This is a genomic window from Streptomyces sp. NPDC093568, assembly GCF_044764945.1.
Classification (GTDB): domain Bacteria; phylum Actinomycetota; class Actinomycetes; order Streptomycetales; family Streptomycetaceae; genus Streptomyces.
The window spans coordinates 526,136-541,689 of sequence record NZ_JBIWJD010000001.1 but is presented as its reverse complement, the minus strand read 5'-3'; the positions used below and the strand labels follow the sequence as shown (position 1 = coordinate 541,689).

4 protein-coding genes are annotated in these 15,554 nt (G+C 72.3%); 1 reads left to right on the top strand and 3 read right to left on the bottom strand.

Features of this window, described 5'->3' with window-relative positions:
• Nucleotides 1-6 precede the first annotated feature (6 nt).
• Complete coding sequence (locus ACIRD7_RS02240) at nt 7-1,194, top strand: alpha/beta hydrolase-fold protein (RefSeq protein WP_403448569.1); 1,188 nt, start codon at nt 7-9, stop codon at nt 1,192-1,194.
• Here the strand turns inward: ACIRD7_RS02240 and ACIRD7_RS02235 are convergent.
• From ACIRD7_RS02235 to ACIRD7_RS02225, 3 genes are read right to left on the bottom strand one after another with little or no spacing between them, the layout of a single operon-like run.
• The gene (locus ACIRD7_RS02235) at nt 1,124-2,824 is read right to left on the bottom strand and encodes an ABC transporter ATP-binding protein (protein WP_403448566.1); all 1,701 of its coding nucleotides are present in this window, start codon (nt 2,822-2,824) and stop codon (nt 1,124-1,126) included. The genes ACIRD7_RS02240 and ACIRD7_RS02235 overlap by 71 nt on opposite strands.
• Nucleotides 2,811-13,706 (bottom strand): amino acid adenylation domain-containing protein, encoded by a 10,896-nt coding sequence (locus ACIRD7_RS02230; protein WP_403448563.1) that lies wholly within the window; start codon nt 13,704-13,706, stop codon nt 2,811-2,813. The genes ACIRD7_RS02235 and ACIRD7_RS02230 overlap by 14 nt, the downstream gene beginning before the upstream one ends.
• A 59-nt stretch (nt 13,707-13,765) precedes the next feature.
• Nucleotides 13,766-15,553 (bottom strand): ABC transporter ATP-binding protein, encoded by a 1,788-nt coding sequence (locus ACIRD7_RS02225; RefSeq protein WP_403448560.1) that lies wholly within the window; start codon nt 15,551-15,553, stop codon nt 13,766-13,768.
• Nucleotide 15,554 lies beyond the last annotated feature (1 nt).

Sequence of the window (15,554 nt, the reverse complement as noted above, 5' to 3'; positions counted from 1 at the left end):
ACGTTCATGCGCCTGGTCACGGCCGACATGGAGAACGCCTTCGCCGAGTTCGGACTGCACGGCACACCCGGCACCGACGACTTCTGGGCGGCTGCGCGGACACCCGCGTGCGTACCTGCCGACGACGACGGCGGCGGCGATGGTTGGGTGACCCTCTTCCTGTGGCGCGGGTCCGCGGCGAGCATCGGCTTCGAGAGCTGGTCGGAGCCCGTGCCCCTGCGCCGGTGGGGCGACACGGACTGCTGGTACGCCGAGGTGCGGATGCCCGCGCGACTGCGGGTGACCTACCAGTTCCTCGTGGGCGACGAGGCGTACGCCGACCCGTTCAACCCCGTCGGCGCGGGCGGCGACCGCTCGATCGCCGCGACCCCGGACGCCCCGGCCCAGCCGCACTGGCCCGTCATCGGCGCCACCGACGTCCTGCCCCTCCCGCGCACCCGCGTCCGCTGGGCCAGTGAGCGACTCGGCGGGCGGCGTACCGTACGGGTGCACCCGGCCGGCGGTGGTGGACCGGTGGTCCTGCTGCTCGACGGGGACGACTGGCTGTACCTGCACCCGGCGATGACCGCGTTCGACTCGGCCGTCGCCGCCGGTGAGATGCCCCCGGTCACCCTCGTCTTCCTTCCGGCCAAGGACAGGACGGACGAGTTCGCGTGCAGGCCCGAGCTGTGGGAGGCGGTCCGGGGCGAACTGCTGCCGCTGGTTGCGGAGTGCGGCGTACCCGCCGACCCGGACCGGCTGGTCGTCGCCGGGCAGAGTCTCGGAGGGCTGAGCGCGCTGTACGCGGCCCTGGAGTTCCCGGACCTGGTGTCCCGGATCGCCTGCCAGTCGGGGTCGTTCTGGTGGACGCCCGACGCCATGCGCCGGGCGGACCCCCTGGGCGGCCCGGTCGGCGGTGCCATCGCCGCGCGCCTGCGGGAGCGCCCCGAACTGTCCGGCCTGCGGGTCGCGTTCGACGTCGGGGAACACGAGACCCGGATGCTGCCCCACTGCGAACTGACCGAGTCCCTGACCGAACAGGCCGGTGCGACCGTACGGGTGTCGCGAGCGGCCTCGGGCCACGACCGCGCGGGCTGGCGACACGCCCTGCTCAGGGATGTCGCCTGGGCCCTCGCCCAGCACGTCACCGGGCCACCGCGCGGCAGTAGTCCTCGTCGGTGGCGAGCAGGTTCCGATGCGTGTCCTCGGCCGTGACCGCTCCGTCGTCGAGTACGAGAACCCTGTCGGCGGCGTCCAGGAGCGCCGGGCTGCTGGTGATCACGACGGTGGTGCGGCCCCGGCGCAGCTTCGCGACGTTGCGCGCGATGAGCTGTTCGGTGACCGCGTCGACGGCGGTCGTCGGGTCGTGCAGGACGAGGATGTCGGTGTCGGCGGCCAACGCCCGGGCCAGGGAGAGTCGTTGGCGCTGCCCACCGGAGAGGTTGGCGCCACGGTCGCGGACGCCGTAGTCGAGGCCGTCGCGGTGGAGTGCGACGACGTCCGTCAGCATGGACGCCTCGACGGCTTCGGGCACCGACCGGCTGGTGCCGAACGGGTCGATGTTGGTGCGGAGCGTCCCCGCGAAGATCTCGCCGTCGTACGGGTTCACCAGCATGTGCGCGCGGACCGCCTCGATCGACAGGTCCGCGAGTTCCTGTCCGCTGACCCGCACCGCTCCCTCGTACGCGTCGGGCGGGACGTTGACGGCCAGGACCGCCGCGAGGTCGGCCGCCGCGCGCGGCTGATAGGGGGCGATCGCCACGAACTCCCCGGCGGCCACCTGGAACTTCAGGTCGCGCAACATCCCGTACCGGACGCAGTCGATCTCCAGGTCGCCGCCGGCGGCAGGGCGTTCCGGCCCCGGGGTCGTGACCGGCGGAGCGGTCAGCACGAGCGCCATCCGCTCGGCCGAGGCACGCGCGATCATCACGTACTTCGGCATCTCCGAGAACAGCCGCAGCGGTTCCATGATGAACTGCGCCAGGCCTACCGCCATGACGAGTTCCCCGATGTTGATCTGCCCGTCGAAGGCGAGCCAGCCCGCCGTCAGCGTCACGGCGCCGGCGAGGACCGCGTTGAGGGCCAGCGCGGTGCCCGCGTAGGCGCCGTTCACCTTGGCGACGGTGATCGCCTGGAGCTTCGCCTCGGTGCTGACCTTCCGGTAGGACCGGAACGCCGCGTGGTTGCCGCCGAAGCCGTGCAGCGGGCGCAGGCCGGTGATCAGGTCGGCGACCTTCGCGCCCGCCCGCGCCACCCGGGCCTGCTGTTCCTGGGTGCTGGAGCCGATCCGCCTGGACAGCACGCTCAGGACCGACATGATCGCGCCGGTGCCCACGATCACCAGCAGACCGAGCCGGAGGTCGGCCAGGCCCAGCGCGACCGCCGCGACGGCCACCGCGACCAGCGAGCTGATCAGCAGCGGCACCACCTCGATGATGTCGGCGGTCTGGTCGGCGTCCTCGGTGGCGATGGTCAGCACCTCGCCGGACTTGAGGTCGACGTCCCTGGCCACCGGCTGGAGGCCGCAGGCGGCGACCTTCACCCGCCAGCGGTGGGCCTCGGTCGTGTTGGCCTTCTGCAGGATGCGCATCCCGAACCGCCAGGACAGCGACACGGTCGTGATGATCACGGCCAGCGCGGCGACCGACAGGCCGAGCGAGCCGAGGCTCCGGTCCCGCATCGTGTGCTCGACGATCAGGCCGAGCGCGATCGGGAAGGCCGTCTCGCCCGCCTGGTACAGGCCCATGAGGACGGTGCCCCAGACCATGGCGCCGAGGTTGCGGCGCAGAGCGGTCCGGAGGATGTCGGACCCCGGGCGGGGCCGCTGCGTGTCAGGAGTTGTCATCGAGGTGGCGGGCAATCGCTTCCGGGGTGCGCAGGGTGAACAGGTCTCGGATCGTGATCACCGGACCGTACTCGCGGCGGAGCAGTCCGATCAGTCGTACGGCCAGCATGGAGTGTCCTCCCAGGGACACGAAGTCGCTCACCGCGCTCACCTCGTCGTCGTCCAGGTCCAGTGCCTCGGCGAAGAACTCGCACACCACGGTCTCGGTCTCGGTCTCGGGACCGCGCTCCCCCGCCGTGGTCAGCGCCCCCAGCGGCTTGGCCTCCGGCAGCGCCTTCGTGTCAGCCTTCCCGTTCACCGTCAGCGGGATGCTGTCGACCTGGGCGTAGTGCGTCGGCCGCAGGAAGTCCGGCAGCCCGGCGCCCACCTCGGCGGCCACCGCCGCCAGGTCCGCGCCGTCAAGGACGAGGTAGGCGGCCAGCCGGTACGCGCCGTCGACCTGCGGGTCGGGCTGCGCGACCGCGGCGGCGAACCGTACCGCCGGGTGCGCGGCGAACACGGCCTCGACCTCGCCGAGTTCGACCCGGTGGCCCCGGATCTTGACCTGCTGGTCGGTGCGGCCCAGGTACATCAGGTTCCCGTCGGGCCGCCGGAGGACGAGGTCCCCGGTGCGGTACATCCGCTCGCCGGGTGCGCCGAAGGGGCAGGCGACGAAGCGGTGCGCGGTCTGGGCGGGCTGCCCGAGATAGCCGCGCGCGATGCCGATGCCCGCCACGTACAGCTCGCCGGGGACACCGTCCGGAAGCGGCCGAAGCCAAGGATCGAGTACGTACACGTCGGTGTTGTCGATGGCCACGCCGACCACCGGGTCCTCGCACTCGAAGGTGCCGACGCCCAGGGTGTTGATGGTGTACTCGGTGGGTCCGTACAGGTTGTAGCCGACCGTCCCCTCGGTCCCGGCGAGCCGCTGCCACAGTGTCGGCGTGACCGCCTCGCCGCCGAGGAGCACCAGCGGCGGCCGCCGGTCGGGGTCGTCCAACAGGCCCTCGGCGACAAGCTGTTGGGCGTAGGTCGGCGTCACGTTGATGACGTCGATGCCGTGCTCCAGGCAGTACTCGACCAGGCGGGGCGCGTCGCGGCGCAACTCCTCGTCGCAGATGTGCACTTCATGCCCGTCGGCGAGCCACAGCAGCTCCTCCCACGACATGTCGAACGCGAACGAGACGGTGTGGGCGATCCGGAAGACCCGGTGCCCGTGCTCGGCCAGCACCGGTTCGAAGATCCGCCGCTGGTGGTTGATCAGCATGTTGGTGAGCCCGGCGTACTCGGTCACCACGCCCTTGGGCTTCCCGGTCGATCCGGAGGTGTAGATCGTGTACGCGGGGTGCCGCAGCCGGTCGGGGTCGTCCGGTGAGAACGTCACGAACGGCTCGGCGTCCGGCAGGGGACGGTCCAGCTCGATCAGCTCGCCCGTCAGACGGGGCGATACGGCGCTCACCGTGAGGATCACGTCCGGGCGGGCGTCCTCGACGATCGCGGCGATCCGCTCGTCCGGGTGGTCCAGCTCCAGCGGCACGTACGCGGCGCCGACGCGCAGGACGGCGAACAGCGCCGCGATCCAGTCGAGGGAGCGCGGGATCGCGAGCCCCACGGTCGTCTCGGGGCCGATGCCGCGCGCGGCGAGCACACCGGCCACCGCGCGGCTGCGGTCCCGCAGTTCGGCGAAGGTCATCGTCGCGCCGTGGGCGACCAGCGCCACCCGCCCCGGGTCACGGTCCGCCGCCTGGTCGAACCGGTCGACGACGGTGTCCGTGCCGACGTCCGTGCGCTCGCCCGGCGTGGGCCGCGGCCCCAGCCCCCGCAGCGCCCCGACCGGTCCGGTCGCCCGGGCCAGGTCTTCGAGGACCCGCAGGTAGTCGTCGAGGAGCCGCCGGGCGCCCTCGTCGTCCTCGTCGCGGTACTCCAGCTTGACCGTGAGCCGGTCGCCGGGCGTGACGACCCAGGTGAACGGATAGTGGGTGGAGTCGTCCGCCTTCACCGAGTTGATGCCGTGCCGGGCGTTCATCTCCGCGAACGCGTCCATGTCCAGGAAGTTCTGGAGCACGAACAGGTTGTCGAACAGCGTGTCGTGACCGCTGGCCCGCTGGATCTCGCCGAGCCCCATGTGCTCGTGCTCCATCGCCTCGACCCTGGCCGACTGCACGGCCGACAGGTACTCCCGGACGGTCTCGTCCGGCCGGGCCCGCGTCCACATGGGAACGGTGTTGAGCAGCACGCCGACGATGTCCGCCAGCCCCTCGCCCTCCCGCCCGGACACGGTCACGCCGAACACGGCGTCAGCGCGGCCCGTACGGGCACCCAGCAGCAGGCCGAACCCGCCGGTCAGCACCGAGTTCAAGGTGACGCCGTGGGCCCTGGCGGCTTCCCTGAGCAGCTCCGACCGCTCGGCCGACAGCGTGTGCACGAGCGCGCGCGGCAGGTCGTCCGAGAGGGCCGGTGCCGGTCCCGCGAGCAGGGTCGGGCCGGGGAGGCCGGCCAGCTGATCCGCCCAGAAGCGTTCCGATACGGCGGCGTCCTTGGCGTCGAGCGCCCGGGCGTGCTCCTCGAAGCCCGGCGTGGCTGGGGTCGGAGCCGGCAACTCGCCCGAGAGGACGGCCTGGTAGGCGTCGAAGAGGTCCCTCAGCACGATCTCGCGGGACCAGCCGTCCCACAGCAGCAGGTGGTAGCTCAGCAGCAGGCCGTCGCGGTCGTCGGGGAGCCGCACCACGGTCATGCGGATCAGCGGCGGCTCGCCCGGGTCGAACCCCGTGTCGCGGTCACGGACGCGCAGGGCTTCGACCTCCGCCTCGGTGGACAGGGCGATCGTACGGACGCCGACGCGACGGCCGGCCGCGAGTGTCTGGACCGGGTTGCCGTCGTCGTCGGTGGTGAAGCCGGCGCCCACGACCGGGTGCCGGGCGATCACGTACGCCATCGCCTCGGCCAGCGCGTCGGTGTCCAGACGCCGGTCGAAGGTGAACCAGCTCTGCGCGACGTAGTGTCCGGCCGAGCCCGCCATCTGGGCCTGGAAGAACAGACCGCGTTGGAGCGGGGTGACCGGAGCCGTGCGCTCGGCCGTCGCGGAGGCGTCCGCGATGCCGCGCAGCGCGCCGAGCCAGTGCTCGGTGATCGCGTCGGGGACGCCCTCGGCGAGGGTGAAGGCCGCGTGCAGGCTTCCGGTGGCCTCGTCGAGCCACGCGTTGACCTCGACGGCGTACGGGCTGCCCTGGTCGCCGCCGGTGATCCGCGGCGCCTGCGACTCGCTGCCCCGGCCGAGGTAGTTGAACAGCACCTGCGGGCGGGCGGTGAGCAGCGGGGCCGTCTGGGGGTTGAGGTACCGCAGTTGGCCGTACGCGACGTGGGCGCGCTCGTCCGGCTGGCGTTCGGCGATCTCGCGGGCCGCCGCGACGGGGTCGGTGTGCGCGGTGAGCCGTACTGGCGCGATGGAGGTGAACCAGCCGACCGTACGGGTGTAGTCGTGGTGTTCGAGGGCCGGGACCCGGCCGTGGCGCTCCAGCTCGATCGCGAGGTCGGTGGGCGTCGGCTGGATACGGGTCAGCGCGGTGCGCAGCGCGCCGCACAGCAGCTCGGTGAGGCCTACGCCGAGTGCGGCGGGTGCGGTACGGGTGAGGCGGTCGCTCACGTCGGGCGGAAGGACGACCGTGGTCTCGCGCAGCCCGTCGACGGCCGGGAGCAGCGCCGGCGCCTGGAGGGTGGTGACCCAGTGCCCGAGGTCGTCGGTCGCGTCGGCCGAGTGAAGCGTCAGGGCCTCGGCGTACTCGGCGTACGACGTGGTGGGCGCCGCCGGCGGCCGGCCGCGCAGGGCGGTGGCCAGGTCGTCCAGGAGGATCAGCCAGGACACCGAGTCGACGGCGAGGTGGTGCACGGTGACCACCAGGGTCCGGGTCGGCTCCAGCCACGCGAACGCGATGACGTCCCCGGACTCGGCATCGAGGCGATCGGCGGCCTCGTTCGCCGCCGCCGTGGCATCGGGCGTGTCCGGCCGTACGACGGTGACCTCGCGGGCGGGTTCGGTGCGCAGGGTCCACACGCCGTGCTCGACGCGCAGGCGGAGCCGGAGGGCCGGGTGCGCGGCGACCACGGCGTTCGCCGCGCGCTCGGCGTCGGCGAAGCCGGTGCCCTCCGGCGCCACGAGTGTCCTGGCCTGGACGAACCGGGCCAGTGAGCCGCCCAGTTCACGCTGGCGCAGGATGATCGGCGTCGGTATGAGGGGGCCGTCCTCGCGGCGGCTCGGGGCGGGTGCGGCGGCCCGCGGCGCGCTCGTCGCAAGATGATCGGCGAGCGCGCGCGGGGTCCTGAGCAGGAACACGTCGCGTGGCGCGATGGCGAGGCCGAGCGCCCTGGCCCGGTTGATGAGGGTGATGGCGACGATGCTGTCGCCGCCGGCGCGGAAGAAGTCGGTGTCGGCGTCCACGGCGGTGCCCGGCAGCGTCTCGGTGAAGAGGTCGACGAGCGCGGCGAGCACGGAGTCGGTCGCAAGCGCCGGAGTGTCGTCCGGTGCCAGTGCGGCCAGGGCCGTCAGGGCCTTGCGGTCCAGCTTTCCGTTGACCGTCAGCGGCAGGGCGTCGACCGGCAGCACCCGGCCCGGCACCATGTGCGCGGGCAGCTTCCCGGACAGCAGCTCGGTGACGTCGGCGGGCGTCCGGCCCACGACGTGCGCCACCAGGTGGTCGCCGCCGTCCGCCACGGTGACGGCCACGTCGACCACGCCGTCGAGTTCCCTGACCGCGGCTTCCACCTCGCCCAACTCGACGCGGAATCCCTTGAGTTGGACCTGATCGTCGGCGCGTCCGGTGAACTCCAGCTCGCCGTCGAGCGTCCGGCGGGCGAGATCACCCGTGTGGTACATGCGGGAACCGTCCGCCGCGAACGGGTTCGCCACGAACCGTCCCGCGGTGAGCCCCGGCCTGCCCAGGTAGCCGAGCGACACCTGATCGCCGGCGACGTAGATGGCACCCACCCGCCCCGGCGGCACCGGCCTGAGCCGGTCGTCGAGCAGGTAGGTGACCAGGCCGGGAATCGGGCCGCCGATCGGGCTGACGCCGTCGCCCCGCTCGAAGTCCTCGTCCGTCAGCACCCGGTGGGTGACATGGACGGTGGTCTCGGTGATCCCGTACATGTTGACCAGCTCGGGCGAGGCCGTTCCGTGCCGCTCGACCCAGCCGCGCAGCCTCCCGAGCTCCAGCGCCTCGCCACCGAAGATGATCCGGCGCAGGGCGGGCAGCGGCTCGTCGGCATGCCGGTCGGCCTCGATGAACTGGTAGAACGCCGACGGCGTCTGGTTGAGCACGGTCACCCCGCGCTCGCGGACCAGCCGGTGGAAGTCCACCGGAGAGCGGGTCAGCCCGTACTCCGGCACCAGCAGCTCACCGCCGTGCGCGAGCGCGCCCCACAGCTCCCAGACCGCGAAGTCGAAGGAGAAGGAGTGGAACTGGACCCACACGTCGTGCGGGCCGAAGTCCATGTCGGGCTGGGTGTTCGCGAGCAGCGTGACCACGGCGGAGTGCGGGACGACGACGCCCTTGGGCCGGCCGGTCGAGCCGGACGTGTAGATGACGTAGGCGGGGTCGTGCCGGCTCACCGCGGGCCCGGGGGCGTCACCCGCCGGCAGCTCGTCCCCCTGCACGAGCACCCGGGCCGACAGACCCGCCCTGGCCAGCAACTCCGTGAAACGGTCCCGCTGTTCGCGGTCGACGAGGACGACCTGCGGGGCGGTGTCGGCGAGAATGTACTCCAGCCGTTCGTCCGGGTACGCCAGGTCCAGCGGCACGTACGCGCCGCCCGCGCTGACGACGGCGACCAGCGCGACGACCTGCTCCAGGGAACGCGGCACGGCTACGGCGACCCGCTTGCCCGGACCGACACCGGCCGTGCGCAGGGCCGAGGCCAACGCGCTCTTCGCTGCGGCCAGTTGGCTGTACGTCAGGGACCGAGTGGCACCGTCGAGACCGCACTGGGTGACCGCGGTGGCCGCCGGATCGCGATGCGCCGAGGCGTCGAACAGTTCGCCCAGGGTGGTCGGAGCGATCCGTGCCGGAAGGCGGTCGCTTTCGGGCACCAGGTCGTCCACCAGGGCGTCCGGGCGGGCGAGCAGGCCGGTGAGGACCGAGGAGAACGTGCGCAGGATCGCCCGGGCGGTCGCGGCGCGCAGCAGCTCACCGTCGTAGATCAGGTTGAAGCGCGGGCGGCCGTCGAGTGCGCGCTCCACCACCAGGGTCAGGGGATAGTGCGGGGCGCCCTCGTTCACGATGCCGGCGACGACCAGCGAGTCGCCGGGCCGCCGCAGGGCGTCCACGTCCGTGGCGACGTCGAACACCACCAGCGTGTCGAACAGGGAGCCGGAGCCGGCCTGCCGGCCGATCCTCGCCAGCGACACGTGCTGGTGCGGCAGTACCGCCCGCTGGTGATCCCGCACCGAGGCGAGCAGGTCGCCGGCCGTGGTCGTAGCGGCCCAACGGGCGCGCACGGGGATCGTGTTGATGAACAGACCCACCATGTCCTCGATGCCGGGCACATCGGCGTCGCGGCCGGACACCGTCGAGCCGAACACGACGTCCGCGCTGTGCAGGATGCCGCCCAGCGTCACGGCCCAGGCGCTGTGCACGGCAGCGCTCAGCGGAACGCCGGCCGACCGGGCGGCGGCGTCGACGTCGTCCCCCGGCTCCACGGCGAGGTCGGTGAACCGGTCGGACGGCGTGTGCCCCTCGGCGACCAGCGAGGGGCCGGGCAGCTCGGCGAGTTGCTCGCGCCAGACGCGGTCGCTCTCCTCGTCGTCGCGTCCGGCCAGCCAGCCGACGTAGTCGGCGAAGCCACCGACCGGGTACACGGTCCCCGGCGCGTGGTACTCGGCCAGCAGCGCACGCAGCATCGGCGGCACCGACCAGCCGTCGGCGATGATGTGATGCACGGTCTGCACCAGTACCGTGCGGCCGGAACCGGCGCGTATGAGCGTGTACCGCATCAGCGGGCCGGTGGCCAGGTCGAACCCGGCGCGGCGGTCTTGCTCGGCGTACGCGCGTATCTCGGCGTCGGTGATGCCAGGGCGGCCCAGCGTGGTGAAGGGCGCCTCCACCCCGCTCTCCTGCACGCAGACCACTCGGCCGTCCGCGAGGGCGACGAACCGCGCCGCGAGGTTCGGGTACAGCGTGAGCAGGCGGGTCGCCGCCGCCGCGAGCCGGTCGGGGTCCACGTCGCCGTCCAGCGTCAGGAGTTGCTGCTCGACGTAGGCGCCCGCGGAGTCGTCGTCGAAGACGGAGTGGAAGTACAGGCCCTCTTGCAGCGGGGTGAGCGGCAGGATGTCCCGCAGTACCGGGCTGTCCAGGTCGTCGACATCGGCCTGGGTGAGCGGTACCAGGGCGAAGTCGCTGGGCGAGTGGCCGCCTTGGTCGAGCGCGGCCAGACCCGTCAGGGCCGCCCGGAAGTACTCGCCGAGCGTCGCGATGTCCTCGTCGGTGAACATGCCGTCGGGCCAGGAGATCGTGGTGACCAGTTCGTACTCGCCGGGGGAAGCGGGTGCGGGTTCGGCGATGGCGTTGAACTCCAGGGGACGCGGCAGGCGCATTCGCGGGTCACGCTTCTCACCCAACTGTCCTGTGGCTCCCGCGAGTTGCCAGTCACCCGAGGTGCCCGCGTCGAAGCGGCCGAGATAGTTGAAGAGCACCTGGGGTGCCGGGGCGTCGAACTCGGTGTGCGTCAGGTAGCGAAGAGCGCCGTACGAGATCCCGTTGTCCGGCACCTCGGCGAGGTTCTCCTTGACCGCCTTGAGCGCGGCGGCCAGGTACTCGGGCTCCGTGAGGTCGGCGGCCGCACCGGGGTCCACGATCACCGGGAACAGCGTGGTGAACCAGCCCACGGTCCGCGACAACTCCGGCTCGAAGCCGGCGGACGGCGCCACGAACTGTCCTTCGCGGCCATGGCCTTCGAGTTCGATGTGCGCGAACGTCTGCGACTGCCCGAGGTCGCGACGCCATCGCGCGAGGGCCACGGCGAGCGCGGTCAGCAGGACGTCGTTGACGCCCGCGTGGAACTTCGCGGGGACCTCGCCCAGCAGGGCGGCCGTGACGTCGGGGCCGACCGACACGGTCCGTGTTCGCTCCCGCGCGACGGTGTCGGACGCGGCAAGCGCACGCCTGCCCACCGGCCCGTCCTCTCCCGGCAGGGGACGCCGGTAGTAGGAGCTGTCCGCGTCGAACGCGGCGCGCTCCAGCAGCTGCGTCCACCGCCGGAAGGACGTGCCCACCTGGGGCAGCTCGATCGGCTTCCCCGAGTCGAACTGCCGCCAGGCGGTGGCCAGGTCCTCCATCAGGACACGCCAGGACACGCCGTCGATCACCACGTGATGGGCGACCAGGACGAGCTGCCGTGCCTCTCGGCGCCAGACGGCCCGCAGCATGACACCGGCCATTGGGTCCAGCCCGTCGGCGGCGAGGGCGACGCACTCGTCGAGCGGCCGGCCGCTCTCCTGCCACCCGGCGACGGCCTCGTCGGCCTCCGGTATGTCGAAGCTCCAGCGCTCGCCGCGCACCAGCTTGGCGCGCAGCATGTCGTGGCGCCGGACCAGGGCGGTGAGGATCTCGTCGAGGGCGTCGGCGGTCAGGCCCTCCGGGGTGTTGAGCACCACCGACTGTACGAAGCCGTCGATCGCGTCCGTGGTCTCGCCGAGCCACTGCACGATGGGCGAGCCGACGACGGAGCCGGTCGCGACGTCCCGGCGGTCCACCGTTGAGGTGTCCTCGCGGCTCGCCACCGCCGCCAGCGCCCCCACGGTGCTGTGGGTGAAGATCTGCCGTGCCGTGACATAGAGACCGGCGTCGCGCAGCGCGCTCAGCAGGGAGATCGCCAGGATGCTGTCTCCGCCGAGCTGGAAGAAGTCCTGGTCGACGCCTACTTCGTCGAGTCGCAGCACCGACGCGACCGCGGCGCACACCGCCCGCTCGTTCTCGGTGGCGGGCTGTACGAGCGTGCCCGTCCGTGTCGTGGGCTCGGGCAGGGCGTTCCGGTCGAGCTTGCCGTTCGCGGTGAGCGGGAACTCCGTCAGGACGACGATGTGGGCGGGCACCATGTACTCGACCATGTGGCCGGTGGCCCACGCCTTGACCTCGTCGGCCCGCAGGTCCTCGCTCCCGGCGGCCGGGATGACGTACCCCACGAGGTAGGTGCCGCCCGCCGTGTTCTTCTTCGCGACGACGCAGGTGTGCCGTACGCCGGGGTGCTCCGCGAGACCGACCTCGACGTCCTCGATCTCCAGCCGCATTCCGCGGATCTTGATCTGGTTGTCGGCCCGGCCGAGGAAGTCCAACGACCCGTCGGGGGCGAACCTCGCGAGGTCACCGGTGCGGTACAGCCGGGAGCCGTCGTCGGCGAAGGGGTTGGCGACGAACCGGGAGGCCGTGAGGCCCGGTGCGCCCACATACCCGCGTCCCAGGAGGAATCCGCCCACGTAGAGTTCGCCGCCGACGCCGACCGGGACCGGGCGCAGCTCGTCGTCCAGGACGTACAGCTGGGTGTTCGGGTTGGCCTTGCCGATCGACGTCGACAGGCGTTCCGCCGCGCCCCGGTAGATGACGTGCGAGACACCGATCGTCGTCTCGGCCGGGCCGTAGCCGTGGTACATGGGGATGTCGAGCTTGGTGCGGAACCGCTCGTACAGCTCCGGGGTCAGCACCTCGCCGCCGCACCACACGTGCCGCAGGCTGTCCAGCCGCCCGGAGTCGCCCGCGATCTCCAGCAGCACGTCCAGCATGGACGACACCAGGTACGTGAAGGTGACGCGCTGCTCGGCGATCACGCTGAGCAGGTGGTGCGGGTCGCGTTCGCCGCCGGGCCGCAGGACCACCAGCCGGGCACCGCTCACCAGCGGCAGGAAGATCTCGTTGATGGAGATGTCGAAGGACAGCGGCGCCTTGAACAGCGACGCGTCGTCGTGGCCGAAGCCGAGGATCTCGTTGACCTGCCAGAGCAACCGCTCGCTGATCGCCTCGTGCCGGATCATCGCGCCCTTGGGCCGCCCGGTCGACCCGGACGTGAAGATCACATAGGCCAGGGCATCGCCGGGGACGGTGACCTCGGGGCCCTCGGCGGGGTAGGAGCCGAACCTCCAGTGGCCCAGGTCGACGGCGACGGCTTCCGGTTCGTCCGGGGCACTCTCCCCCGCGTCGTTGAGCTGCGCCACGACGCCGGCGTCCTCGATGACGACGGCCCTGCGTGCGGCGGGCCACTGCGGATCGAGCGGCACGAACGCGCAGCCCGCCTGGAGGACGCCGAGCAGCCCGATCACCATGTCGGCGGAGCGGCCCAGGGAGATGCCGACGACCTGTTCGGCGGTGAGCCCGCGTTCGAGCAGATGGTGGGCCAACTGGCCGGAGAGCTCGGCGGCCTGACGGTAGCTCAGTGAGCGGTGTTCATCGACGACGGCGACCGCGTCCGGCCGGTTCCGCGCCTGTTCGCGGAACATCTCCACGATGGTCGGGCGGACCCGGTCGGCCTGGGTGTCGTTCCACTCGGCCAGGGCCGCGAGCCGCTCCGTCACGCTGGACGGACCGATCGTCCCGAGGGGCCGGTCCGGGAAGTCGGCCAGGTCGTCCAGCGCGAGCTGCGCGTCGGCGAGCGCGACTCCGTCCGGGACGGCGATGCTCCGGCCGTCCGTGGCGACCTCCCAACCGCCGGGCCCGTCACCGCCGTTGTCGACCCATCCGAGGACTTCGGTGAAGAGGGTGCCGGGGGTGAGATCGATACCGTCGGGTCCGAGGCCCGTCGCCCAGTACGACAGCCCGATGGCGCACGCTTCGGCGATGGTCCGGTCGCCGTGGTCGCCGATTCGCCGGCGTACGGCGGCCAGTTGCCCGGAGGACAGCAGTACGTGACGAGCGCTCGGTTCGATCATCGAAGACTCCGCGTTCCTTCCACCGTACGAAAGTCGGCCAAACTCACTTCAGGGGTTGCTCAACTGCCCTCTCGCCAGGCCCGCCACAGTCGTGCGTACCGGCCGCCCAGAGCCACCAGTTCCTCGTGCGTTCCCTGCTCCACGACGCGGCCCGCGTCCAGCACCGCGATCCGGTCCGCCGCCATCGCCTGGGTCAGCCGGTGGGCCACGAACAACGTGGTACGGCCCGAACACGCGGCCAGCACGGCCCGCTCCAGCTCGGCGGCGCCCTCGCTGCCCGCCTCGGCCGTCGACTCGTCGAGCACCACGACCGGCGCCCGGCCCAACACCAGCCGGGCCAGGGCGATCTGGGCGACCTTGGTGACGTCCAGGCGCTCACCGCCCTCCCCGACCAGGGTGTTCAGCCCGTCGGGCAGTGCCTCGACCCACTCGTCGGCACCGACCGTGCGCAGCGCGTCCGTCAGCTCGGTGTCGGTCGCGTCCGGCGCGGCCAGCCGCAGGTCGTCGGCGAGCGGGCCGGAGAAGACGTGCGTCTCCTGCGTCAGGATGCTCACCAGCGCGCGCGCCCCGGCCTCGTCCAGCCCGGCGAGATCGGTCGACCCGATGCGCACCGACCCGGACTGCGGGGTGCCGATGCCCGCGATCAGCGCTGCCAGCGTCGTCTTGCCCGCACCCGTCGCGCCCACCAGCGCGAGCGAACCGCCGGCCGGGATCCTCAGGCTGACATCCCGCAGCACCGGCTCCTCTCCGCCGGGATAGCGGAAGGTCAGCCCCTCCACCGTCACCGCGTACGGCTCGCCGGCCGGCTGCCCGACGGCCGTGTCGCCCACCAGCCGGTCCTCCGTGGGCTCCGCCAGCACCCCGACCAGGCGGGTCAGGCTCGCGCCCGACTTCTGCGCCTCGTCGAAGGTGAACATGATGGCACCGAGCGGGACGAACAGCCGGTGGAACAGCAGGGGGGCCGCCGACACCTCGCCCAGGCTGGCTACATCGGTCTCCAGCAGGCCGTATCCCACCACGAGGATGAGGACCAGCCCGATGAACTCGGCGCGGTTCTCCCGGCCGACGAACCGGCCGAAGAACCGGAACACCTCGATCCCGAGATTGCGCACCCGCCACGACTCGCTGGTGACCTTCTCGCGGAAGGCGTCCTCCAGGCGGTACGCCCGGACCGTGTCGATCCCGTTCAGGCCGCTGATCAGCGCCTGCGCGCGGTCGGCCTGGGCGATCCGCTGCTGCTGGTAGAGCGGGGCGGACCGGGGGAGGTACCAGCGCAGGGCCAGCGCGTAGGCGGGCAGCGCGCCGGCGCCGGCCAGGCCGAGCCGCCAGTCGAGGCCGAACATGCCGACCGTGGCGATGACGACCAGCACGCCCGCCGAGAACACCGTGGGGATGGCCGTACGGATGCCCTTGGAGATGACGGCGACGTCGTCACCGACCCGGGACAGTACGTCTCCCCGGCCGACCTGCTCGATCCGCGCGCTCGGCATCCCGAGGACCGCCCGGACGGCGCCCTCGCGCAGCCGCGCGAGCAGGTCCGCCCCCAGCCGCCCGATCAGATACGTCGACACCGCGGTGGCCGCCGCGCCGAGCAGCGCGGCGGCCACCGTCAACGCCCCGATCGTGACCAGGATCGAACGCTCCTCGCCCTCGACCACCCCGTCGACCACGCGGCCGAGCAGGAGTACGGGGAGTACCTGGAGCGCCGCCCCGGCCACCGTGGTGAGCACGGTGGCGACCGTCAGCCAGGGCACCTCGCGGCAGTGCGCCGCGACCCATCGGGTGGCCTCGCGTCCGGTCGCCGTGCGCAGTGCTGCCGGGGCGACCCGCGTGTCGGTGCTGCTCACA

What these genes read in the sequence shown, in the direction of transcription:
- ACIRD7_RS02240 (WP_403448569.1), top strand. Translation starts at nt 7, where the DNA reads ATGCGCCTGGTCACGGCCGACATGGAGAACGCCTTCGCCGAGTTCGGA.
- ACIRD7_RS02230 (WP_403448563.1), bottom strand. Translation starts at nt 13,706, where the DNA reads ATGATCGAACCGAGCGCTCGTCACGTACTGCTGTCCTCCGGGCAACTG.
- ACIRD7_RS02235 (WP_403448566.1), bottom strand. Translation starts at nt 2,824, where the DNA reads ATGACAACTCCTGACACGCAGCGGCCCCGCCCGGGGTCCGACATCCTC.